Source organism: Bacillus haynesii (assembly GCF_014042035.1).
Lineage (GTDB): Bacteria > Bacillota > Bacilli > Bacillales > Bacillaceae > Bacillus > Bacillus haynesii.
Genome location: NZ_CP059494.1, coordinates 2,071,700 through 2,095,000, shown reverse-complemented (window position 1 = coordinate 2,095,000; position 23,301 = coordinate 2,071,700). Strand labels below are relative to the sequence as shown.

The 23,301-nt window shown below is 46.8% G+C and carries 20 protein-coding genes, 17 tRNA genes, 2 rRNA genes and 1 riboswitch (1 of these 40 running past the window's edge); of the genes, 36 read left to right on the top strand and 3 right to left on the bottom strand.

The features are described from left to right. The 26 genes from H2R00_RS10485 to ssuD form a co-directional block, all read left to right on the top strand. Positions 1-58, top strand: a 23S ribosomal RNA gene (locus H2R00_RS10485) (it extends 2,866 nt beyond the left edge of the window). Between the two features lie 171 nt (positions 59-229). Beyond that, positions 230-345, top strand: a 5S ribosomal RNA gene (gene rrf, locus H2R00_RS10480). Positions 346-354: 9 nt separating this feature from the next. Continuing rightward, positions 355-429, top strand: a tRNA-Asn gene (locus H2R00_RS10475). Between the two features lie 6 nt (positions 430-435). Further along, positions 436-527, top strand: a tRNA-Ser gene (locus tag H2R00_RS10470). A 14-nt stretch (positions 528-541) separates the two neighbouring features. Beyond that, positions 542-616 (top strand) — tRNA-Glu (locus H2R00_RS10465). Between the two features lie 117 nt (positions 617-733). Beyond that, a tRNA-Val gene (locus H2R00_RS10460) sits at positions 734-809 on the top strand. Between the two features lie 21 nt (positions 810-830). After that, positions 831-907 (top strand) — tRNA-Met (locus H2R00_RS10455). A gap of 14 nt (positions 908-921) precedes the next feature. Further along, positions 922-998, top strand: a tRNA-Asp gene (locus H2R00_RS10450). A 10-nt stretch (positions 999-1,008) separates the two neighbouring features. Next, positions 1,009-1,084, top strand: a tRNA-Phe gene (locus H2R00_RS10445). A gap of 3 nt (positions 1,085-1,087) precedes the next feature. After that, positions 1,088-1,160, top strand: a tRNA-Thr gene (locus H2R00_RS10440). 7 nt (positions 1,161-1,167) lie between these two features. Continuing rightward, positions 1,168-1,252: transfer RNA gene (locus tag H2R00_RS10435), tRNA-Tyr, on the top strand. Between the two features lie 7 nt (positions 1,253-1,259). After that, positions 1,260-1,333 (top strand) — tRNA-Trp (locus H2R00_RS10430). 20 nt (positions 1,334-1,353) lie between these two features. After that, positions 1,354-1,426 (top strand) — tRNA-His (locus H2R00_RS10425). Positions 1,427-1,434: 8 nt separating this feature from the next. Beyond that, positions 1,435-1,506: transfer RNA gene (locus tag H2R00_RS10420), tRNA-Gln, on the top strand. A gap of 53 nt (positions 1,507-1,559) precedes the next feature. Continuing rightward, positions 1,560-1,634, top strand: a tRNA-Gly gene (locus H2R00_RS10415). Between the two features lie 14 nt (positions 1,635-1,648). Then, positions 1,649-1,719: transfer RNA gene (locus H2R00_RS10410), tRNA-Cys, on the top strand. 10 nt (positions 1,720-1,729) lie between these two features. Next, positions 1,730-1,818 (top strand) — tRNA-Leu (locus tag H2R00_RS10405). A gap of 14 nt (positions 1,819-1,832) precedes the next feature. Then, a tRNA-Leu gene (locus H2R00_RS10400) sits at positions 1,833-1,914 on the top strand. 431 nt (positions 1,915-2,345) lie between these two features. After that, positions 2,346-3,671 carry a TGS domain-containing protein gene (locus tag H2R00_RS10395; RefSeq protein ID WP_182070986.1) on the top strand — a complete coding sequence of 442 codons (1,326 nt, stop codon included), beginning with the start codon at positions 2,346-2,348 and terminating at the stop codon, positions 3,669-3,671. Positions 3,672-3,869: 198 nt separating this feature from the next. After that, positions 3,870-6,677, top strand: coding sequence for a M14 family metallopeptidase (locus H2R00_RS10390; protein WP_182071057.1), 2,808 nt, complete (start codon positions 3,870-3,872; stop codon positions 6,675-6,677). Positions 6,678-7,076: 399 nt separating this feature from the next. Continuing rightward, a complete protein-coding gene (gene aroD, locus H2R00_RS10385) occupies positions 7,077-7,841 on the top strand; it encodes a type I 3-dehydroquinate dehydratase (RefSeq protein ID WP_182070985.1) in 765 nt (254 codons plus the stop codon). Between the two features lie 149 nt (positions 7,842-7,990). Next, positions 7,991-8,099, top strand: a riboswitch (TPP riboswitch). Between the two features lie 147 nt (positions 8,100-8,246). Beyond that, entirely contained in the window at positions 8,247-10,022 is a 1,776-nt protein-coding gene (gene thiC, locus H2R00_RS10380; protein WP_182070984.1) for a phosphomethylpyrimidine synthase ThiC, read from the top strand. Positions 10,023-10,482: 460 nt separating this feature from the next. Next, positions 10,483-11,250, top strand: coding sequence for an ABC transporter ATP-binding protein (locus tag H2R00_RS10375; RefSeq protein ID WP_176276201.1), 768 nt, complete (start codon positions 10,483-10,485; stop codon positions 11,248-11,250). Between the two features lie 56 nt (positions 11,251-11,306). Further along, positions 11,307-12,260, top strand: a complete 954-nt coding sequence (locus tag H2R00_RS10370; RefSeq protein ID WP_182071056.1) for an aliphatic sulfonate ABC transporter substrate-binding protein — start codon at positions 11,307-11,309, stop codon at positions 12,258-12,260. Beyond that, on the top strand, positions 12,257-13,093 hold the full coding sequence (locus H2R00_RS10365; RefSeq protein WP_182070983.1) for an ABC transporter permease: 837 nt from the start codon (positions 12,257-12,259) through the stop codon (positions 13,091-13,093). Before H2R00_RS10370 ends, H2R00_RS10365 begins: the two co-directional genes overlap by 4 nt. 13 nt (positions 13,094-13,106) lie before the next feature. Next, positions 13,107-14,237 carry an FMNH2-dependent alkanesulfonate monooxygenase gene (gene ssuD, locus H2R00_RS10360; RefSeq protein ID WP_182070982.1) on the top strand — a complete coding sequence of 377 codons (1,131 nt, stop codon included), beginning with the start codon at positions 13,107-13,109 and terminating at the stop codon, positions 14,235-14,237. A 29-nt stretch (positions 14,238-14,266) separates the two neighbouring features. On the opposite strand, the gene H2R00_RS10355 is transcribed toward ssuD, so the two are convergent. Together H2R00_RS10355 and H2R00_RS10350 are read right to left on the bottom strand one after the other, a co-directional pair. After that, a complete protein-coding gene (locus tag H2R00_RS10355) occupies positions 14,267-14,725 on the bottom strand; it encodes a hypothetical protein (RefSeq protein ID WP_065643538.1) in 459 nt (152 codons plus the stop codon). Next, positions 14,722-14,928, bottom strand: coding sequence for a helix-turn-helix transcriptional regulator (locus H2R00_RS10350; RefSeq protein ID WP_020450660.1), 207 nt, complete (start codon positions 14,926-14,928; stop codon positions 14,722-14,724). The genes H2R00_RS10355 and H2R00_RS10350 overlap by 4 nt, the downstream gene beginning before the upstream one ends. A 549-nt stretch (positions 14,929-15,477) precedes the next feature. On the opposite strand from H2R00_RS10350, the gene H2R00_RS10345 reads away from it, so the two are divergent. From H2R00_RS10345 to H2R00_RS10315, 7 genes are all read left to right on the top strand, one after another. Continuing rightward, on the top strand, positions 15,478-15,690 hold the full coding sequence (locus H2R00_RS10345) for a hypothetical protein (protein ID WP_020450662.1): 213 nt from the start codon (positions 15,478-15,480) through the stop codon (positions 15,688-15,690). Between the two features lie 107 nt (positions 15,691-15,797). Beyond that, positions 15,798-16,544, top strand: coding sequence for an ABC transporter ATP-binding protein (locus H2R00_RS10340; RefSeq protein ID WP_154995361.1), 747 nt, complete (start codon positions 15,798-15,800; stop codon positions 16,542-16,544). Beyond that, positions 16,510-17,979 carry a hypothetical protein gene (locus H2R00_RS10335; RefSeq protein WP_154995359.1) on the top strand — a complete coding sequence of 490 codons (1,470 nt, stop codon included), beginning with the start codon at positions 16,510-16,512 and terminating at the stop codon, positions 17,977-17,979. Before H2R00_RS10340 ends, H2R00_RS10335 begins: the two co-directional genes overlap by 35 nt. Next, the gene (locus H2R00_RS10330; RefSeq protein WP_154995357.1) at positions 17,969-18,877 is read left to right on the top strand and encodes a PqqD family protein; all 909 of its coding nucleotides are present in this window, start codon (positions 17,969-17,971) and stop codon (positions 18,875-18,877) included. The genes H2R00_RS10335 and H2R00_RS10330 overlap by 11 nt, the downstream gene beginning before the upstream one ends. Next, a complete protein-coding gene (locus tag H2R00_RS10325) occupies positions 18,874-19,158 on the top strand; it encodes a hypothetical protein (RefSeq protein WP_154995355.1) in 285 nt (94 codons plus the stop codon). Before H2R00_RS10330 ends, H2R00_RS10325 begins: the two co-directional genes overlap by 4 nt. Before the next feature lie 107 nt (positions 19,159-19,265). Continuing rightward, the gene (gene rpsN, locus H2R00_RS10320) at positions 19,266-19,535 is read left to right on the top strand and encodes a 30S ribosomal protein S14 (protein WP_023856470.1); all 270 of its coding nucleotides are present in this window, start codon (positions 19,266-19,268) and stop codon (positions 19,533-19,535) included. A 142-nt stretch (positions 19,536-19,677) separates the two neighbouring features. Then, positions 19,678-19,751: transfer RNA gene (locus tag H2R00_RS10315), tRNA-Gly, on the top strand. Between the two features lie 107 nt (positions 19,752-19,858). On the opposite strand, the gene H2R00_RS10310 is transcribed toward H2R00_RS10315, so the two are convergent. After that, entirely contained in the window at positions 19,859-20,488 is a 630-nt protein-coding gene (locus H2R00_RS10310) for a hypothetical protein (protein WP_154995353.1), read from the bottom strand. An 80-nt stretch (positions 20,489-20,568) separates the two neighbouring features. Here H2R00_RS10310 and queG point away from each other — a divergent pair, with 80 nt between their 5' ends. The 3 genes from queG (at position 20,569) to trmL (ending at position 23,203) form a co-directional block, all read left to right on the top strand. Next, the gene (gene queG, locus H2R00_RS10305; protein ID WP_154995351.1) at positions 20,569-21,717 is read left to right on the top strand and encodes a tRNA epoxyqueuosine(34) reductase QueG; all 1,149 of its coding nucleotides are present in this window, start codon (positions 20,569-20,571) and stop codon (positions 21,715-21,717) included. Between the two features lie 63 nt (positions 21,718-21,780). Beyond that, entirely contained in the window at positions 21,781-22,683 is a 903-nt protein-coding gene (locus H2R00_RS10300; protein WP_154995349.1) for an amidase domain-containing protein, read from the top strand. Positions 22,684-22,720: 37 nt separating this feature from the next. Then, complete coding sequence (gene trmL, locus H2R00_RS10295) at positions 22,721-23,203, top strand: tRNA (uridine(34)/cytosine(34)/5-carboxymethylaminomethyluridine(34)-2'-O)-methyltransferase TrmL (RefSeq protein WP_154995347.1); 483 nt, start codon at positions 22,721-22,723, stop codon at positions 23,201-23,203. Positions 23,204-23,301: the final 98 nt, after the last annotated feature.

Below are 23,301 nucleotides of genomic sequence, written 5' to 3'. Positions count from 1 at the left end.
GTGGAAGTGTGGCGACACATGGAGCTGACAGATACTAATCGATCGAGGACTTAACCTAATAAAATAAGTGAACGCTGGCTAAATACGCCACATCGTGTGGCAACGCCTGCATGACCCACATCCTGTGGGCCCTTGTCTACCCGTTATCTAGTTTTGAGAGAATAATTTCTCGAAAAATGCTCTTGCATTTTTTCAAATACATAGTATAATGATCTTTGTCACTGAATTGTCTGGTGATGATGGCGAAGAGGTCACACCCGTTCCCATGCCGAACACGGAAGTTAAGCTCTTCAGCGCCGATGGTAGTTGGGGGCTTCCCCCTGCGAGAGTAGGACATCGCCAGGCAGGCATTATTCCGCAGTAGCTCAGTGGTAGAGCTATCGGCTGTTAACCGATCGGTCGCAGGTTCGAATCCTGCCTGCGGAGCCATTTATTGGAGAGCTGTCCGAGTGGTCGAAGGAGCACGATTGGAAATCGTGTAGGCGGCCAACGCCGTCTCAAGGGTTCGAATCCCTTGCTCTCCGCCACTTTAAATACATCTGGCCCGTTGGTCAAGTGGTTAAGACACCGCCCTTTCACGGCGGTAACACGGGTTCGAATCCCGTACGGGTCACCATTACTCTTTGGACAGCATGTTGAAAAGCAGAAGGTGAACGCCTGAGTTTTTTAAAGGAAGGCATGCTAAAGACGCAACATCCTGTTGCAACGCATGCACTTGTACGTCCTGTACTGCGGAGGATTAGCTCAGCTGGGAGAGCATCTGCCTTACAAGCAGAGGGTCGGCGGTTCGATCCCGTCATCCTCCACCATTTCTATGAAAATCATATTATCGCGGGGTGGAGCAGTTCGGTAGCTCGTCGGGCTCATAACCCGAAGGTCGCAGGTTCAAATCCTGCCCCCGCAACCAAATTACTCATTAATGGTCCGGTAGTTCAGTTGGTTAGAATGCCTGCCTGTCACGCAGGAGGTCGCGGGTTCGAGTCCCGTCCGGACCGCCATTTAAATAAAGGCTCGGTAGCTCAGTTGGTAGAGCAACGGACTGAAAATCCGTGTGTCGGCGGTTCGATTCCGTCCCGAGCCACCATTTGCCGGTCTAGCTCAATTGGTAGAGCAACTGACTTGTAATCAGTAGGTTGGGGGTTCAAGTCCTCTGGCCGGCACTGTTTTGGAGGGGTAGCGAAGTGGCTAAACGCGGCGGACTGTAAATCCGCTCCCTCAGGGTTCGGCGGTTCGAATCCGTCCCCCTCCACCATGTTTTTAGGGGCATAGTTTAACGGTAGAACAGAGGTCTCCAAAACCTCCGGTGTGGGTTCGATTCCTACTGCCCCTGCCAATTTTAATTCACAATTTATGGCGGTTGTGGCGAAGTGGTTAACGCACCAGATTGTGGCTCTGGCACTCGTGGGTTCGATTCCCATCAATCGCCCTTCATATTGGGCTATAGCCAAGCGGTAAGGCAACGGACTTTGACTCCGTCATGCGCTGGTTCGAATCCAGCTAGCCCAGTTTTCATCTTTCTTTATCATCCTGCATATGATAAGATGAATATTAGTTAAAATGCGGAAGTAGTTCAGTGGTAGAACACCACCTTGCCAAGGTGGGGGTCGCGGGTTCGAATCCCGTCTTCCGCTCCAATTCTTAAAATGATGGCGGCATAGCCAAGTGGTAAGGCAGAGGTCTGCAAAACCTTTATCCCCGGTTCGAATCCGGGTGTCGCCTTATTTCCCGTGCCGGGGTGGTGGAATTGGCAGACACACAGGACTTAAAATCCTGCGGTAGGTGACTACCGTGCCGGTTCAAGTCCGGCCCTCGGCACCATTGATCACACACATGCCGGTGTGGCGGAATTGGCAGACGCGCACGACTCAAAATCGTGTTCCTTCGGGAGTGTCGGTTCGACCCCGACCACCGGTATCACTAAACATCGTATTGCCAAACGATGAAAGAGCGTTCCTTACAAAAGGAACGCTCTTTTTGTTTATTCCTCAACAAAGCGGAGAGCCGCCAACATAAACACAATGATCAATTGTTATCCGCACTCTCACTCTTCATTCAGCGCACACCGTGAAATGATTCATACCGTTTAAACAGCTGTCCCTTCATTGAAGTCCATTTAATCAAGATCACATTCATTGAGAATGAAGCACCTTGTCATCGGCAAGGTGCTTTTCTTTATACAAATGATATGTTCCGATCCTCCGATCGCCTTTTTACGTTTTGTTTACAAGTTGATCAAACTTTAGCGACATCTGTCCGCTATATTGAATACAGCAAGATCTCATCCAAATATAGGCAAAGAAACAATGGAACACGTAAAGGATTAATTTTTTTGAGGAGGAATACAGTTGTCAATTAGCATTAAATTGCCTGACGGGTCCGTCAGAGAATTTGAGGAGGAAGCAAGCATTGAAGATGTTGCTGCTTCCATTAGCTGCGGTCTGGAAAATGCGGTTGCAGGTAAATTAAACGGAAAGATTGTAGATTTATCAACTCCGCTTCAGGACGGTGCGCTCGTTGAAATTGTCACCCGGGACTCGGCTGAAGGTCAGAAGTTCATGCGTGAAAAATCGCAGGGGACAGGGCGTATTGTGGCACTTGACGCAGCTCGGGGGCTGGCGGTCATCGGGATGTATTTGCAGCATTTCGCCTTGAACGAAACGAACGGTTCAATCGTTTCCGGGAATACGACGCTTCTATTTGTGCTTTGCGGCGGCATCTCCTATTCGATCATGGCGAGGCGCATGATGGGTCGAGGAATGGAGCCGGCCGCATTTCGGACGCGGATGCTTGCCCGCGCGGTATTTATCGATATTATAGGATACCTTCTCATCATGCTGAATACTCCGTTCGGGGTGATTTTGCCAGCTTATGCGGCACTGTTTGTGCTGGCGTTGGTGCTGATTCGTCGTTCGACACGTGTGTTAGTTACAACAGCAGCTGTTTTGCTTGCAGTTAGCCCGCCGCTGATGACTCTCGGAGGCAGCGTCCTGTCGGGAGCGTACTTACTTGGTGATATTGCAGGCGGCCCGATGTCCGCGCTCGCACTTGCACCCGCTTTCGTCGCAGGTATGGCAATCGGGCGCTTCGATCTGACCAAGATGCGTACTGCACTTTCGCTAGTAAGCAGCGGCGCCATCATGCTTATCGTCTCTAAATTATTGGGCACTTTCGTTCTTCCAGGGCTGAGCCGTTCCTTCGAAGAGTGGCTCGTAAGTGTTCAAGGCACCGCCGGCGCCGAACCGGATCAGTATGCAATCTGGCCGCACAACGTGGCACCGCCGCTTTGGCACAATCTTCTTTCGATCGCTCCGCACAGTGCGTCAACTTTCCAGACGATGCTGGGGCTTGGGGTTGCATTTCTGGTTCTAGGATTGGTATGTCTCGTGCCGCAGAAGATTTCTGCCGTGTTAAAGCCGTTCGCGGGAGTCGGACGTGTAGCGTTGACGATGTATGCAGCTCAGTTTGTTGTCATATGGGCTCTTGAAATCTCGGGGGCCAAGTATGATATCGGGGCCATTCCATTCGGTGATCTGTTCGTCGCGGCCGTGGCGACGGTGACAGGGTGGCTGATTGCACGGCTTCCTAACGGTCCGCTCGAGACAGCGATGCGACGCTTTGACCGGGCATTCAGCACCTTGGGACCCGTCACAGGACCGAGGACACCGAGGTAGGCGGTCTCAACATTTTGCCTGAAGGAACCGTCTGAGCAGGCAGCTCCTTCAGCTTTTAGCCTATCGGGAATTCCGAAATATACCGGAGTATGCGGTGGCTGAGTGCGAGGAAGTTGTAGAACCCAAAATTCTGCAGGCTAAAATGAAATGCAGCTAGTACAATTTGAAAATATCACGAAATGGGGATGGCATTTTTCTATGTTTAAGAAATCGTTCACAAAGTGTTATCTGATGTTGGTTTTATCGTTTATGATGCTGCTTGGAGCGATAGTCCCCGGCGTTGCTATGGCGCAGACTGCCAAGGGGACGGCGTCCGGTCAGCAGACAAAAGTAAAGACTAAAAAATCTCTGAAGTTAAAACTGGACAACAATGTTGCTTCGATGACAGAGAAACGAACGCTTCATGCTACGTTTAAGCTTCCGCAAGGTGTTGATGTGAAGAGCTTAAGCTGGACGTATGACGGCAAACCGCTGTCTCAATGGAAAAAATATCAGGACCGTGATTACACCGGTGCACCTTTCATTACGGTTAGCCATGTAAAAGTGACCAACGGCAAGGTTCATGCTAACATCAACTTCGATCTTCCATACGATACAGACAACCTGTCAGAGCCGCGATTGCAGCGTCCGCTATACGCATCTCTGATGGGCACATATGATTTGGCGGCAACAGTGAACGGACGAGTGGTTGCCCATGCACCCGTAAAATTGACGCCATATGACAGCTTCCGCACTTACGATGAGCTGAAACCGGAGATCGATGCCGTCACAGCAAAAGCTGCGCAAAAAAACAACAGATATATCAAAACGACTTCCATTGGAAAATCGGTCGAAGGCCGTGATATCTATTTGACGGTACTTGCCAAGGATAAAGCCTCTGTCGATAAGTATCAGAAGGTGACCCACCCTGCCATGCTGAATGACCCGAAGAAATTGCAGGCAGACATTAAATCCGGTGCATTTGGCGACTATAAGGTGCCGATTTGGTTGAACAATATTCATCCGAATGAAGCGCCTGGAGTCGACGCGATCATGAATTACTTTAAGTCAATGGCATTGGATAAGAGCATGACGTATGATACAGTCCTGCCGAATGGCAAGAAAAGCAAGACAACTTTGAATATAGACGATGCATTGAAAAATGTTTTCTTCCTGTTCGTTTACACTGACAATCCAGATGGCCGGGTTCATACAACACGTTCTAATGCTGAGGATTTTGATTTGAACCGGGATAATTCATATCAAACCCAGCCTGAAACGCGCAGCGTAACGGAACAAATCGCAAAGTGGTCGCCGCTGTCTTTTCTGGATATGCACGGATTCGATTCCAATTTCCTGATTGAGCCCTCTACTCCGCCTCATAACCCGAACGTTGAGTATGATCTTTTGATTGATCATATGGTGGAACAGGCAAAGGCTATGGGTGAAGCAGGGATTGCAAATACAAAGTACAACTACTATCACATCCCTTATGAAGAACATCGGAAAACTGCAGAAGATCCGAATTATGTGTCAAAAGGCACGGCTTCGGGATGGGATGATGCATCTGCAGCGTATACAGCTGCATTCGCCATGTATCACGGTGCGATGGGGCACACGCTGGAAACGCCCGAGTCGAATGAAGAGTCTACCAAAGCTCTGTATTACAGTTCTGCGGCAGCTGCAAAATATGTAGCGGGAAAGAAAGAAGAACTGTTCCTGAATCAATTAAAAATATTCGAGCGCGGGGTAAACAATATCGATGATCGTGCTGTCGATCATTATTTGGTCAACGCCAAAAACGAAGAGATCGGCCGTCCGCGGCAGGGCAATCAAAACTTCTTCCCAGAATACTACGTACTGCCGGTCGATAAAAACATTCAAAAGAATGTGTTGGAAACCTATAAGATGGTTGAGTACTTCCTTCGCAACGGCGTAAAGGTTGAACGATCAACAAAAGCGGTAACTGTTAACGGAAAAACATATCCGGCGGGATCATTTATTGTAAACATGCACCAGGCAAACCGCGGCCTCGCGAACTTGGTCTTGTATGATGGAATCGATGTATCTGATTATGAAATGATAGCCGGTGAGATCATTCAAAATTTCCATGATATGCGAGGATTTGACCGTTATGTGATTCGGAATGCCGGCGTGTTCACAGGCAAGACTTCTCGAGTCACATCCATATCGTTTCCGGGGACTAAAATGCCAAAACGCTCAGCTTATGTTCTGATCCAGAACACAAACAATGATGCGATAAAGGCAGTCAACGAGTTACTGGCAGCCGGCAAGACCGTTACAATGCTCACCAAGAGCGGATCAGCCTATCAAGCGGGCGACTTCGTGGTTGCCTACAAGGATCTGTCCCCATTGGCTTCCAAGTACTATCTTGACGTGAGCGGATTCAGCCATAAGAAACCAAGCGGCAAAGTTCTCAAGGCTTCTACTGTAGGAGCGCTAGGTGAAGCGGCATATGTACTGAAAAATCTGGGCTTTAAAGTCACCTCAGAACAGTCGGGCGCAGATGTACTTGTCAATACGTTCGACTCTTCTAAATATGTTAATAAAGGAAAACCTTACATTGCGTTTGGAAATATGGGTATGACCAATGTTCAGAAGTGGATGCCTGGATTTTCTTTTAAAGGACCTGAATGGGAGAGATACGAAGGCGTCTTCTTGGCAAATGTCATGCAAGATCATGCCATTACAGCCCCTTACAATAAACAGGAATACTTCTACACAGTCACTGGTTCTTATATTACCGCTGTGCCTAAAACGGCAAAAGTGCTTGCAGTGATCGCTGATGAAGACCATTTCTTTAAGGCAGGCTGGTGGCCGGGACATGATGCTGCCAAAGGAAAGATTATGGCCTTCACGTATAAAGATAACAACAAGAACTTAACTGTTTTCGCTAACGATTTAACCAATGACGATCATCCGCAGCATCAATATCGGTTGCTGGCTAATTCGATTTTCAATGCCGGCCCCGGAAAAACTGAAAATGCTTCATCATCAAAACGATGAGAGGCTGGAAAGCTGAAGTTCAAGCGGCTGCCGCAGTGAGGCGTCTCGTCCAAGGCGTCGGAAGCAGAACTGAAGTATGTTATCGCTCGTAAAGAAATGTTCAGACGCCTCACGCATTAAAATAGCAAGGCTCTAAAAACTGCCCTCGATCCGAAGGGCAGTTTTTTCTTGGTCCATGGCAGTATCGTCATTCTTTCGAGTTGCCTCTATCAGAAAGCTTCCGATTGGCGGGCCTCTAGGTATAGCTATTGAAGGTCAGCATACTTGTGCAATAAAATGAAGAGCGGAGAATATGCAGTGGTTCGCATAAAAAATTTTACCTGCGCGAACTGTTGACATTCGGTAGTCACAGTGATTTGATAAAGGAAATTCGAATAAAGAAAGACGGGAGCTGAAACATTGAAGAAACTGGTGAAGGTCAGAGGAATTACATTGGGTGAAGGACGGCCAAAAATCTGTGTGCCGCTTGTCGGAAAAAACCTTGCCCAATTAAAAGAAGAAGCGGCTTATTTTCAAACGCTTGATGCCGATATTGCGGAGTGGCGTGCTGATTTTTATGAAGATGTAGATGACGTTGATCAAGTCTGCGCGGCATTGGCGGAAATCCGCCGCCTTTTAGAGGACACTCCGATCATTTTCACTTTCCGCAGCGCCGCCGAAGGCGGAGAAAAAGAGATCAGCACAGCCCGCTATTTTTCTTTAAATGAAGCGGTTGTTAAAACAGGGCTTGCTGATGTGATTGATATCGAGCTGTTCAATGACGAAGAGCAAGTGAAAGCGCTGGTGGAAGCTGCACATGGTCATGAAGTGTCCGTTATTATATCTAATCATGATTTTGAAAAGACACCGGCTGCAGAAGAAATTGTTTCCCGTTTGCGAAAAGCACAGGAATTAGGGGCTGATCTGCCTAAAATCGCGGTGATGCCGGAAACCCCGGCTGATGTCTTGCGTCTGCTTGAAGCCACTTGTACGATGAATGAGAAGTATGCAGATCGGCCGATTATTACGATGTCAATGGCCGGCAAAGGTATCATCAGCCGCCTGGCGGGCGAGGTATTCGGTTCAGCAATGACGTTCGGTGCCGCAAAGAAAGCTTCAGCACCGGGGCAGATTGCAGCTGGTGAGCTCAAGGAAATCCTTCATATATTGCATCGCAATTTATAACTTGATGATTGAGAGGAGCCTGGCTGACAGCCGGCTCCTTTGTCAGTTTTTTCGTAGTCCTAACGACTCATTTATCTTTCTTTTCGGAATCGTTTTAACTTTCCCTTTTCATTCATAATGGGTTGTGATACGATAATCACGAAATTTAATAGCATTACTAGGGGTGCCCGAATGCGGGCTGAGAGAGAGACATGCGTTTCTTAACCCTTTGGACCTGATCTGGTTCGTACCAGCGTGGGGAAGTAAAAAGGATTCGAGAGAAGATGGGGAATGGGTATGGTCCGTCTGTCTTCTAGCGATTTTACTGACTGTAAAACCAGGTTCATCATATGAGCCTGGTTTTTTGTGCTGGTGCTGTTCTGGAGTTTCGTCCTGATCAATTTTTTAGAGGGGAAGGATTTTTACATGAAACAGGAATCAGTACAGCAAAAAAACATCTCGATAATGTCAAGTTTTTCAGGGAGCCGCAAAGTGTATGTCGAAGGGTCGCGTCCTGACATTCAAGTGCCGATGAGAGAAATTTCGTTAAGTCCGACGACGGGTTCGTTTGGCGATGAAGAAAACCAGCCTGTCCGCGTCTACGACACGAGCGGTCCCTATACGGACGCCAATGCGGACGTTGATATTCTTAAGGGGCTGAAACCTTTGCGGGCGACCTGGATCAGGGAGCGCGGCGATACCGAAGAATATGAAGGCAGAGAAATAAGACCGGAGGATAACGGCTATAAATGCAAAGAGAAAGCGAGCCACAGCTATCCAGGGTTGAAACGAAAACCGCTGCGCGGGAGAAAAGGACAAAATGTCACTCAGCTGCATTACGCAAGAAAGGGGATCATTACGCCCGAAATGGAATTTATTGCGATCAGAGAGCACGTATCTCCCGAATTTGTTCGTGATGAAGTGGCAAGCGGACGGGCGATTATTCCGTCAAACATCAACCATCCGGAAAGCGAACCGATGATTATCGGCCGCAACTTCCACGTCAAAATTAATGCCAACATCGGCAATTCCGCTGTCACCTCTTCGATTGAAGAAGAAGTGGAAAAAATGACATGGGCGATCCGCTGGGGTGCCGATACGATGATGGACTTGTCCACAGGTAAAGATATTCATACAACGAGGGAGTGGATTATCCGCAATTGTCCAGTTCCTGTAGGAACCGTGCCGATTTATCAGGCGCTTGAAAAAGTAAACGGCGTCGCGGAAGATCTTACTTGGGACATTTACCGCGATACATTGATCGAACAGGCTGAGCAAGGCGTCGATTATTTCACGATTCACGCCGGCGTCCTTCTCCGGTATGTGCCGTTAACAGCAAAGCGCGTCACCGGAATCGTATCCCGCGGCGGGGCGATCATGGCGCAATGGTGTTTGGCTCATCATGAGGAAAGCTTTCTGTACACCCATTTTGAAGAGATATGCGAGATTATGAAAACATACGATATCGCATTTTCGCTCGGAGACGGTCTTCGTCCCGGCTCGATTGCCGATGCGAATGATGAGGCCCAATTTGCCGAATTGGAGACGCTCGGCGAGCTGACGGAAATCGCCTGGAAGCATGATGTTCAAGTAATGATCGAAGGCCCGGGACACGTGCCGATGCATAAAATCAAAGAGAATGTCGACAAGCAGATGGAGATTTGCAAAGAGGCACCGTTTTACACGCTCGGTCCGCTGACGACCGATATTGCACCGGGCTACGACCATATTACATCGGCGATCGGAGCGGCGATGATCGGCTGGTACGGAACGGCCATGCTTTGCTATGTGACGCCGAAGGAGCATTTGGGACTGCCGAACAAAGATGATGTCCGCGAAGGCGTCATAACATACAAAATCGCGGCCCATGCGGCTGACCTTGCAAAAGGGCACCCCGGCGCGCAAATCCGCGATGACGCGCTTTCAAAGGCGCGCTTTGAATTCCGCTGGCGGGATCAGTTCAACTTGTCGCTCGATCCGGAAAGAGCGCTCGAATACCATGATGAAACCCTTCCGGCGGAAGGCGCCAAAACGGCACACTTTTGTTCAATGTGCGGGCCTAAATTTTGCAGCATGAGGATTTCCCAGGATATTCGCGACTACGCCAAGGAAAACAACCTTGATGAAGAAAAGGCTATCCAAAAAGGATTGGAAGAGAAGGCGAAGGAATTTAAAAAAGCAGGCGGCAACATTTACAGTTAAAGACGGGCAATACAGCAGATGAAAGGGGAACCTTTCATCTCAGCGTGTCGAGAAACCCTCGCATTCGTTGTCAGGCCTGCGCGTCGGTGCTCACGAATAGGAGAAAGATCGGCGGCTAACCGTCCAGGCGTCCTGCCTGAACGCCGCCGTCATCACCTCCTGTGAAAGTCCGCTCCGATGCTCGGCCTTCCTAGACTGCAAGGGTTTTCAATCACGCTGAAAGGATGACAAAAGCCCAAAACTAAGTGCCGTTTTGGGCTTTTGTCAACAATCTGAGATGAAAGGGGAACCTTTCATCTGTTTTTTTATAATATAGGGTTGACAGGTCGGAATAATATGAATTAGTATGTTATTTAATATTTCGGAAAATTCCATCAGCGCTGATCGGTCAACCGAAGGCTCTTATCTCAATTGGGATAAGAGCTTTTTATTTTCAGTTTAGAAAAGAAAGGGGAACAAGATGTCTTTATCAATCCGTGTAAATGAAAAAGCATTTGGAAACGGCAGCCTTAAAAAAAGCGTGCTTCAAGACGTGAAGCTTACGGTCGAAAACGGCGAATTTCTGACTGTCATCGGTCCAAGCGGGTGCGGGAAAAGTACGCTCTTAAAAATCGCTGCCGGTCTTGATGGGGATTATGAAGGGCGAATCAGCATGAACGGAAGAGAAATCAAGGGCCCGGGGATTCAGCAAGGCTTCATCTTTCAGGAGCATCGGCTTTTTCCATGGATGACGGTTGAGCAAAATATCGCCGCAGATTTAAGCCTGAAAGAACCAGCGGTGCGAAAAAAAGTCGATGAATTGATTGAAACGGTACGGCTGAAAGGTGCGGAGAAACAGTACCCGCGCGAGCTGTCCGGCGGAATGTCGCAGCGGGTCGCGATTGCCAGGGCTTTGCTCAGGGAGCCTGAGATTTTGCTGCTTGATGAACCCTTCGGCGCCTTGGACGCCTTTACGAGAAAGCATCTGCAGGATGTACTGACAGACATTTGGAAAGAAAAGAAGATGACGATGATCCTCGTGACGCACGATATTGACGAATCGGTGTATTTAGCCAACCGGATCGCGATTCTTACGGCAAAACCGGGGAGAATCCACAAGCTGATTCCGGTCGATCTGCCATTTCCGCGCAGCAGAACATCGCCCGTTTTTCAATCAATCAGACAAAAAGTACTGAAAGAATTCGAGACAACGGAAACATTCAGCTTTCAGGAAGGCTCAGGGATTTGAGCAGAAAGGAGCGAAAAAACGTGAAAAAATGGCCGTTGTATGTGCTGTGCTGCCTGATGCTTCTTGCGGGCTGTTCAGCAGCCCAATCAAGCAAAGGGGGCGGAGATTTAAAAGAGATCAACATCGGAGTGCAGCAAAGCTTAAGCCCGTTGCTCCTTGCGAAAGAAAAAGGCTGGTTTGAAAAAGAGTTCGCAAAAGAAGGGATTAAAGTGAAATGGACAGAGTTTCAAAGCGGTCCGCCGCAGTTTGAAGGTCTTGCCGCAGACAAACTCGATTTTTCCCAGGTGGGAAATTCACCGGTGATCGCAGGGCAGGCGGCTGGCATTGATTTTAAAGAAATCGGCCTTTCGCAAGACGGTTTAAAGGCGAACGGTATTCTTGTGAAAAAAGGGAGCGGCATCGATGACATAAAAGATTTGAAAGGAAAGAAGGTGGCGGTGGCTAAGGGCAGCAGCGGGTTCGATTTTCTGTATAAAGTGATCGACAAAGCGGGTCTGAAGCCAACAGACGTCAACATCATTCAGCTTCAGCCTGACGAAGCCATGCCGGCATTTGACAGCGGCGCGATTGATGCATGGTCGATTTGGGAGCCGTTTTTGTCCCTTAAAACGATCAAAGGTGACGCGGCAATATTGGTTGACGGGGAACAAATCGACAAGTATTCCCCGGGCTTTACGCTTGTACGAAGCAAATTCGCTGAACAGTATCCGGATGAGGTGATCCGTTTTCTAAAGGTGTATGACAAGGCCGTGAAATGGCAGAAAACCCATAAGAAAGAAGCGGTTGAAGCGTATGCCCAAATTAAAAACCTCGACAAAGAGGTCGTTGAAAACGTGCTGAATAACACCGAACCGTTAAATGAGCCGATCACAGACCGCATCATTCGAACACAGCAGGAGACCGCCGATTTTCAATACAAATTAAAAGCGATTAATAAAGAGATTGATGTAAAAGAAGTGGTCGACAATTCATTTATAAAAAAAGCGCTGAAAGGGGGAGATGACAAATGAGGGCTGTTTCATCAAGCACCCCCTCGATCCAGCCGAAAACAGGCGCAAAACTGAGACCGGCCGCTTTTCGATTGGCATGGGGGAAGGGAGTTGTATTACCCGTCATATTGATTTTATTATGGCAGCTTGTCGGATCATTTGAGCTCATATCAAAAACCGTGCTTCCGGCTCCTTTAGATATATTGCTTACATTTCGGGATCTTATCGTATCAGGAGAGCTTTTCACTCATTTAGGCATCAGCATTCAGCGCGCCGCGCTCGGCTTTTTCCTGGGGGCTGGACTCGGACTCCTGCTGGGGCTTGTGATCGGGTTTTCAAAAATCGCCGAGGATTATCTCGATCCTTCTCTGCAAATGCTGAGAACCGTTCCGCATCTCGCCGTCACGCCGCTGTTTATCTTATGGTTCGGTTTTGATGAGCTGTCAAAGGTGCTCTTGATCGCTCTTGGCGCCTTCTTCCCGGTATATATCAACACATTTTCAGGGATCAGGGGCGTCGATTCGAAACTGTTCGATGTGGCGAGAGTATTGGAGTTCCATTGGCTGAAGCAGGTGACAAAGCTCATTCTTCCTGCATCGCTCCCGAACATCCTCTTAGGAATCCGCCTGTCGCTCGGCGTATCGTGGCTGGGCCTTGTTGTTGCTGAGCTGATGGGATCAAGCGCTGGAGTCGGCTATATGATTATGGATGCCAGACAGTTTTCGCAAACCGATAAGGTGTTTGTCGGAATTTTGATTTTTGCAGCCGTCGGCAAGCTGACGGATTCATTCGTCAGAATTCTGGAAAAAAAGTGCCTTGGCTGGAGAAACAGCTATCAAGGAAACAAAAAGTAAAGGGGAGATCTTTTTGGACATTTTATGGTTTATTCCTACTCATGGCGACGGACGTTATCTCGGTACAAACACGGGAGGGAGAGCTGCAGATCACACCTATTTTCAGCAGGTAGCGCAAGCGGCTGACAGGCTTGGGTATACAGGGGTTCTTCTGCCGACGGGAAGATCGTGCGAAGACCCGTGGATTACCGCCGCCGCTCTGGCGTCAGTCACGAAAAATCTGAAGTTTTTAGTCGCTGTAAGACCCGGCTTGATGCAGCCGTCGGTTGCGGCGCGGATGGCTTCCACATTCGACCGGCTTGCAGAGGGCAGGCTCCTCATCAATGTGGTCGCCGGCGGGGATCCTTATGAATTAGCTGGAGACGGACTGTTTGTCAGCCATGATGAACGGTATGAAGCGACAAATGAGTTTCTCGACATATGGCGGTCACTTTTAAAAGGCGAGACTGTCAGCTATTCAGGGAAACACTTGAAGACCGAAAACGGCCGCTTGCTTTTCCCGCCCGCCCAACAGCCTCATCCGCCAATTTATTTTGGCGGCTCGTCAAAGGCCGGGCAGGAGACTGCCGCCAAACACGCAGATGTCTATTTGACATGGGGAGAGCCGCCCCATCTCGTCAAAGAAAAAATCCAATCTGTCAAAAGGCAGGCTGAAAAAGAAGGGAGAACCGTCCGTTTTGGAATCAGGCTGCACGTGATCGTCAGGGAAACGGAAAAAGAGGCGTGGCTGGCGGCAGATAGACTGATTAGCCACTTGGATGATGAAACGATTGCCGCAGCCCAAAACGCGATGAAACGGACGGATTCATCAGGGCAAAGGAGGATGGTTCAGCTTCATCAGGGAAACAGAAGCAATCTTGAGATCAGCCCGAATCTTTGGGCTGGCATCGGACTAGTCAGAGGCGGAGCGGGAACAGCGCTCGTCGGTGATCCGGAAACGGTGGCCGGCCGGATAAAAGAATACGCCGACCTCGGCATCGAATCCTTTATCTTCTCAGGTTATCCTCATCTTGAAGAAGCGTACCATTTTGCCGAAAAGGTCTTTCCGCTCCTTCCGTTTCGTACAAAACTTCAAAGAAAAGTGTCAGGCGAAGTCATCGGAAATGATCATTTTCCGTCGAGGCAAAAGGAAAGAACGATTTAAATAAAAAACTCCAGACACTCTGGAGTTTTTTATCTGTTTTTATAAAATGAAAACATATACGAAAGATGCTGAATAATGATCAGCACAAAAATGACGATGATCGGAAAATACGGGATCCTGACTTGGAAAAACGGATAAAAGATCAATAGAAGCGCTGCGACTGGCATCGCCACATACAGCACGATATAAGATGTTCTGCATGCTTTTGCGGTAATCATCTGTTCTCTTTCATCCTGTTCTTTAAATTCGTCAGGGACGAGCATAAAGCGCTGCTTGCGTGAACCGCTTTTTTTCTCCAAGTATGTGTAAATCGAAAGGACGAGCCCAAAGAGAAGGATGGGAATCAGATTAAAAACAAAATGGAGCTCTGAAGCGTTTGTTTTCAGGCTTTTGGCGATTTGCTCCGATGTGTGAAAAAAGGTTATAAACGTCCAGCATGCGAGTCCGAACAGAAGGATGTGAAAGAAAGTTCGTGTTATCATATTCATTCGTGTTTGCCTCCTTCTAACCAAAATACGTCTTCCATTTTTAATTGAAATTCCTCGCAAATTTTCAAAGCCAAAAGAAGCGAGGGGATGTAATTGCCTTTTTCAATGGCCGCAACTGTCTGCCTTGTAACCCCGATCGCATTTGCAAGGGCTTCCTGTGAATACCCGTACCTTGCTCTCAATTCTCTAACCCTGTTGTTCATCCTACCACCTGCAATTCTTCGTTTATATAGTATATTTGACATATTGTTAAATGGGTTTGACATAATGTTAACTTGATTTTACAATGTAATCAACATCTTTTGATCTAGGATCGGCAGGTTATTAACTGTAACATTTAAATTTATACATAAAATTAACAGAAATGGAATAGATAAAATAGAATCATCTCAATTTTTTAAAAAGGGGACTTTGAGGGTATTTTGGGGTTTGGATTTCAGGAGAAGAAGGGTCTTATTATCCAGTTCTTTTTTCTTAGCATCCTTGAAAGACGAGAGATTTATAAAAAGAAAAAATAAGAGAAAAAGAAGGAGGAGAAATAAGACAAAAAGATTATAAAGACATCGTAAAATGGAAACGGGGCTTTCATCTTCTCTTCCAAGCCGAAAAGCGTAGGCCATTAGGTTGAAAAACCGAGAGATCCTTAAATAAATAGTTGGAACGTAGTGTTTATGAAATAGGAAATTTCATAGATTTCAGTATGATTTTGGATATGTTACTCTTTGGTTACTTGATAGAAAGGAGGGGGAAAAATGACATACGCAGCACCTCAGGTTGACTATTCTGTCAATCCGTCGATCGAAGATCAGGCTTGGTTCTTGGTGTTTGTTGCAGTGCTTTTGGCACTTGGCGCAACTGTTGTTCTTGGCGCCGCTGTATGGTGTGTAGTTAACGGAAACGGCAGCTTCACAGGATCCGTCCAATGGGTCAGCGGTTTGAAAGTCAACATTGAATGTAGGAAATAGCCATACTTAAAGTATCTGTTCACAATAAGAGACATATTTGATGAGGCTTAACCGTCTGTGGGGGGCGGTTAAGCTTTTCCTGACATTAATCATACCCTGGAGGCATTATGTTTATTATAGATAACCTATCTAAAACATATAAAAACAATGTGACTGCCGTTAGCGGGTTTCAAATAAAGATTGAAAAAAACCAGATTGTCGCGATAGCGGGTCCGAACGGTTCAGGAAAGACGTCGATTATTAATTCCATTTTAGGAATCATCACGCCTACCGAAGGAACCATTCTTTTGGATGACCTGCCGAACACGACGGCGGAATTCAAGCAAAAGCTGGCGTATGTTCCCGATGAACTGCTTTTGCCGGATGCCCTTTCAGCTGCCGAATATTTGGATTTTGTTTCTTCTATGTATAATTGTACATCAAATGAAAAGCGGAGACAATTAATTGAGCTTTTCGATATGAAAGAGGCTTTGCAGGAGCCGATTGAAACGTACTCACACGGAATGAAAAAAAAGACGCAGCTGATCGCTGCTTTTATGCTGGAGAGCGAATTTGTCATTATGGATGAGCCGTTTCGCGGGCTCGATATAGAAGCGGTTATCAATACGAAAAAGCTGATGAAGCGCTATGCGGCCTCACAAGGGTCGATACTGCTAGCGACTCATGACATGCTTTCTGCGGAAGAATTGTGCGATAAAATTGCGATTATTTCCAAAGGCGTCAAAATGGATGAAGGAAAAGTCAAAGAATTAAAGGTTAAATACAACAGTAATTCGCTTGAAGAAGTGTTCTTGAAAGCTTCGATGCTGAGTGATAGGGGTGCGCATTTTGATCAAATCATTCGAAATTTCTAAAATGATGCTGAAAATGTGGCAGAAGGAAATGGGCAAGCTCTTAAATACCGGCACCAAAAAAATGATCGCCGCCCTTTTTTTAATTTTGGCGGTAGCGATGGGAAGCATCATTGGCTACAGCTTTACGGGAATGTTTTTAAGCGCTTTTCTGAATGGAGAAATTCGCTCACTCGGGTTGTTCGTGATTTCAATGTTCATGAACGTCTCGATTTTTACGTTTGTTTTCTTCATTTTATTTAAAGTAAGGACGCCGGAACAGAACAGCTTCTCCATGCAGCTAAGCTGGTTCCCGCTGACGGCTTTCGAGAGGAGTCTCGGATATTTTATTCCGTTTGCCGGTGCGGTTTCATTCCTTGTCCTGTTTATCATGTCTATTCTGCTGATTCCGAATTTTGTCGCCAGCGGTGTAGGCTTTTGGTTTGCTTTTACGTTTTTTGCCCTGCTTTTTGTACAGATTATTTTTTTCTTTTCGCTTCTCAACCTTGTTTATAACTTGGTGTATATGGTGATCTTGAAATTCGGTTTCCCGCTGCAAAAATTTTTTTCAATGTTTGTTCTTGTCGTATTAGCTGTTATTTACGGATTCACCTCTTTTGATCTGGGGAAGATTCAGAACGCTTATTCAACCTTTGATTATAACCTGACGTATTTTGCAGCGCCGCTGTTTCTCGTGCTGAACGGTCAGTCGGCAGGTGCCGGAATCATACTGGTGGTGCTGATCTTGGCAGCCGCAGTAACTGCTTCGTTTATGTCGCTGAATGTTGTGCCGATCCTCACTGAAAAAAAATCATCCAAACTGTTTTCATTTATTAAAATCCCGTCAGCAAAACCGCTGTCTTTAGCGGTGAAAGAAATAAAATCACAGGCCAGAAATGAAGAAAATATTTTAAACTTCATTTTTTTGCTTTTGGCTCTATGCTTTCTAAAATACAAATTTCAGTTCGGATTTACCGGGGAGAGCTATTTGTTGCTTGGAGGCTTGACGGGCATCATCGCCTTCAATTCATATGGGAATGATCTGCGGATGATGCAGATGTACAAGGCGATGCACTTGAAAATAACAACGGTTTTGTGGTCAAAGTATCTCGGGCTCTGTGTGCTCGGCCTCATTCAGCTCCTTTTGTTTTCCGTGCTGACGTGGACTTTCCCGGAGAGCTTTCCGGTCTTTTTAAAGACGGTTGCCGTGCTCTTAAACTCGATTGCAATGTTCTATTTAGCGGGCATTATTTTTCCGCTTGACCGCAACAACCCTTATATGGGGATCTTTTCTTTCGGAATGCTCCTCATCTTTATGATCCCGCTGTTTTTCATCGTGAATTATGCGGTCGATAAAGTCACGGGCGAAGCGCTGCTGTTTTTCATACCGTGTCTCGAATTACTGCTGATCCTGCTGTTATACGGAGGGTTTAAATGGAGGTACCATTATGATCATTAGGATGTTGAAAGCACTGGTCGGAATCAAAAAAATTCCCTATTTTCCAGAGCATGTGAAGCTGGATCGGAAGCATATTTCAGATCGCGATCTCGATGCGGATTTTCCCATCAATCCGACAGCGTATCAAATGCTGAAAGAAGTCGACGGAAAAAAAGACGAACTGGAGATAGCCGGGGATCTGGCTGGCGTCTTTCGCGTCAGTGAAGAGGTGTTGCTAAAGGATTTGCACCAATTGCTGACAGGGCTCAACCGCAACTATTTAATCAATTGGAAGTACGGCGAACGCCCGTCTTTCCTCGGTTTTCTCTATCAGTTTTTCGGCCAGTACCATATTCGCTACAAGGAAAGGTTTTCAAGCGATTCTGATTCATTTCTGTTTTTGTACATGAAATTTCTTCATGTGATTTCTAAGAAAATTATTGTTTTCTGGCTCGTCTTTTTGATGCTGTCGCTTACGGCTTACATTTTCGTTCCGGACGGTTCAATCATCAGCATCGCCGCTTATTTTTCCGTCATCTATTTCGGGTTGATCACCGGCACAGCCCTTCATGAAGTGGTGCACGGCATCGCGCACCGGAAATTTGTCGGAAAAAATGGGCCTCAAGGGTTTTTAGCGGCTGATATGATGTCCGTCAAATTTATCAGGCCTGTCATATCGCCGTATGATAAAAAGTCGATTTGGATTACGGCGTTGGGGCCGCTTATACCAGGTGTGCTCGGTATAGCCGGCGTGCTGTTTACGATCTTTTTTCTTCAGGAAAACGCGGTTTCCGTCGGGGTGCTTCTGTTCTTTTCGACCTATGCTTTGCATATGATGTATCTGCTTCCGTTTATGGGTGACGGAAAGTCGATTATGAAACAGCTGATGATCAGAGGAATTGGAGGTAAATCATCATGAATACAAACTCTTTCAAGCAGGGACTAATCTTTGCCAGTTTCTCAAGCTTTCTCGCATTTCCGATGCTTGCGGCTGCGCTTTTGTTTTATCACCTTTTTTCAAATCAAACGAGCAACGATATCTTGTTTAACAGTTTGTCGTTTGTCATGGAGAGCGAATCGGCTTTTTCATTCCAGGTGAAGCCAAACTTTTTCTTCATTATGATCGGGCTGTTTATCGGCATTTTTATTATAACGGCTGCGATTTCATCAATTTATCAGAAAAAAAAGGGTGAATCTTAAAAGAGCTTGCTTCCCTGAGGCAGGCTTTTTTTATTTGCATCGGCAGTCAGGTTATGATAAATTTAAATCGTAATCATTACGCTTTGTAAAGAAGGAGGATACTCAGAGTGGCCAAGAAATCAAAAATTGCTAAAGAAAAAAAGCGCCAAAAGCTTGTTGAACAATATGCAGAACTCCGAAAAGAACTAAAAGAAAAAGGCGATTACAGAGCTTTGAGCAAGCTTCCCCGCGACTCGGCACCATCAAGGCTGCATAACCGCTGCGAAGTGACCGGAAGGCCGAGAGGATATATGAGAAAGTTTAAAATGTCGCGGATCGCGTTCAGAGAGTTAGCATATAAAGGCCAGGTTCCAGGTGTGAAGAAATCCAGCTGGTAATCTGTCAATATCAGGAAAAAAGCTGCCGATGTTCATATCGGCGTTTTTTTTCGACAAATTTTTAATATACCCTTGACGAAATTTTAATAAACGTGTAACATAATAAAAGTCAAAACGATGATGTTGTTTTTAGTGATCATATGCGGGTGTAGTTTAGTGGTAAAACCTCAGCCTTCCAAGCTGATGTCGTGGGTTCGATTCCCATCACCCGCTCCATACATACTGTTTATAACGCAGTGTTTCGTTTCTCAGATTAAACGAAGCATTGCGTTTTTTCATGTATGAAATCATCATAAAAACCCGCTCTCTTCAAGAACAGGTTTTTACGGAAAGACGGCTGAGATGTGTTCGCCGCCGTGAATTTGTTCAAACATTTTTGTCAAAGACTCGAGCAGCCGGCGGGCTTCTTCTTTAGATAATGACGGCCTGAAAAAGACGAGCTGCAAGGCATCTTTTGTTTCCGTTCCTGCATGATGAAGGCTGAGGTTTTCGGTGATCGTGCCGAATGCTCCCGAATCATCGGAGAACGTGATGATCTCGCCCGGGCCTCCGGGTTCGATTTTGATCGGACCCTTCAAATTCCGGGCATCATATATATGAACCGGAATCAAATATTTGAGAGAGAAAAAACGGCTCAGATCAACCGCTGAATTTTTCGGCTCGACAAAGCGCTGCTCTTTGATGTCTTCCAACATCCGTTCGAGTCCGCTTTCCCGGCCAGAAAAAGACGGGTTCAGCTCCCTGAAGGCATCATGCCATTCTTTTACGGCCGATTCATCTTCGAGACTGTGATCAGCATAGTCAAAAAACAGCGATTCCTGAAAAAGGCGGAGCCGGCCTTTGAGCATTTGCGGGGAGCCGGTGATCTCAATATCTTGATATAATACAGCGCCAACCTTAAATGAAGGAATGCGATTTAAAATAGCAGGCGCAATTTGCAAACGAAGTTCCAATTTAAACTCAACTCCCGTGTCATGGTACACTCTATTATACAGAGAGCGAAAACGAAAACAAAGAAAGGAGGCTCTGCACGATGGATGTGAAAAAACTGAAACAGGATGTTATCGAATTCGCACAACAAATCGGCATTGATAAAATCCGGTTCGCCAGTGCAGATACATTTGAAACATTAAAAGAACGATTGATTGAGAACCGGGCCCTTGGCTATGAATCAGGCTTTGAAGAACCCGATCTTGAAAAACGGACGAACCCGGATCTGCTTTTGCCGAAGGCGAAGTCGATTATCGCCATCGCCCTTGCATACCCTTCAAAAATGAAAGACGCGCCGAGAAGCAAGAAAGGCGAACGAAGGGGCATCTTTTGCAGAGCTTCCTGGGGAAAGGATTATCATCATGTCCTGCGTGAAAAGCTTGATCAGCTTGAGGAATTTTTGAAAGCACAGCGCAGCGATGTCAGAACGAAATCGATGGTTGACACCGGTGAGCTTTCAGACAGAGCTGTCGCAGAACGCGCGGGCATCGGCTGGAGCGGAAAGAACTGCATGATCATTACCCCTGAATTCGGGTCTTACGTTTACTTGGCGGAAATGATTACGAATATTCCATTCGAGCCTGATGAGAGAATCGAAGACCAATGCGGCTCATGCAACAAGTGCATCGAGGCATGCCCGACCGGCGCGCTCGTCAACCCCGGGCAGCTTAACTCCCAGCGCTGCATCGCTTTTCAGACGCAGACAAAAGGTTTTCTGCCCGACGAGTTCCGTACGAAAATCGGGAACAGGATCTACGGCTGTGATACGTGTCAGATGGTATGCCCGAAAAATAAAGGGGTCGATTTTCACCTGCATCCTGAAATGGAGCCGGACCCTGAGATTGCCAAGCCGCTTTTAAAACCGCTTCTGACGATGTCGAATCGCGAATTTAAAGAAAAATTCGGCCGCGTGGCCGGCTCATGGAGAGGCAAAAAGCCGATTCAGAGAAATGCGATTATCGCACTTGCCCATTTTAAAGAAACGGACGCTCTCCCTGAACTGATTGAGCTGATGCACAAAGATCCGCGGCCGGTCATCAGGGGGACCGCCGCATGGGCGGTCGGAAAAATCGGCGGAGTTGAAGTGATGGGTGAATTGGAGCGCGCGCTCGCGCATGAGCAGGATGAAGAAGCGAAAGCTGAAATCCAAAAAGGCATCGGTCTTTTAAGAGAAACGAGTGCGACTAATTGAGGGCTGTCCTGACATATGTTTAATGATGAGAAATGAATTAACAAACATATGGTGGTGTAGCCCTTGAAACAGATCATCGAACAGCTCCTGAAAGCCAGACTTCATTACTTAATCAACGGCAATGATGAAACAAACTGGCGGGATGCCGGAGGTTTTGAAGTCATTGAACGGAAGCGGAGGCTTTTTCAAAAACGCGGCGTGCAGATCGTGAAGGCCAATATAAAAGCAGCTGTAAAAGAGCTTTGGCTTGATGAAGACGGCGCGTCACATGTGAACTATCAAACCCATACCGCATACTTGTGCAAAGACGGGGATGATATGTATATGGAAGAACATATGGAAGACAGAAACGCCCTTTTGTATGATCAGATGGTCATCAAAGACTCCGAGACCCCGCGTCCGGCCGCACAGTCTTATCCTAAGCCTGAAAGCGGCGATGATGAGATGCGCGAATTGCTGGGAAGGGCGTTCCGCTATGACCGGCTGGCCGCGGTGCGCTATGCGGAAACGTATTGGAATAAACGAAATCCTGCTTACAAAAACTTTGAAGACAATTGCACAAACTTTATTTCCCAGTGCATAAGGGCCGGAGATGCGCCGATGCGCGGCTATCCGAACAGAGGCAAGGGCTGGTGGATGCAAAACCATTCCTGGAGCTACAGCTGGACTGTCGCTCATTCGCTCAGAACCTTTTTGAAGCAATCAAAAGCCGGTCTCCGAGCGGTTCAAAAGCCGGCTGCCAGAGAGCTGATCGAAGGCGATGTCATCTGCTATGATTTTAACGGAGACGGCAGATTTGACCACGTGGCCCTTGTGACGGCGAAGGATAAAAGCAATATGCCGCTGGTGAACGCGCAAACGCACGATTGCCGGATGAGGTACTGGTCTTACGAGGATTCGCCAGCTTATACTTCATCGATTCGATATGCGTTTTTTCATATATCAGATGATACGACAAAATCGTAATGAGTGGTATAATAAACAGCGGATCAGAAAAACAGAGGTGAATACTTTGGCATTGCATGTCGTACTATATCAACCAGAAATTCCTGCAAACACAGGAAATATCGCACGGACTTGTGCAGCAACAGATACAACGCTTCATTTAATCAGACCGCTCGGCTTTTCAACCGACGATAAAATGCTCAAGCGGGCAGGTCTTGATTATTGGGAATTTGTCAATGTCGTCTACCATGACTCATTGGATGAATTGTTTAGTGCTCATCCTGACGGCCGTTTTTTCTTCATTACAAAATTTGGTCAAAAACCGCACACTTCCTTTGATTATTCAGATCAAAACGAAGATTACTTCTTTGTCTTCGGCAGAGAGACGAACGGCTTGCCGAAAGAGCTGATCGAACAAAACATGGATCGCTGTCTGCGCCTGCCGATGACAGAGCATGTCAGATCACTGAACTTATCAAACACTGCAGCAATCCTCGTGTATGAGGCGCTTCGCCAGCAGAATTACAGAGATTTGACTTAAGCTTCACCAGGTAAAGAGCCCCTTTTAATAAGGGGCTTTTTTTTTCACTTTCTAATGTAACAGTGTTATGTTACAATGTGTGTAAAGGAGCTGAAACA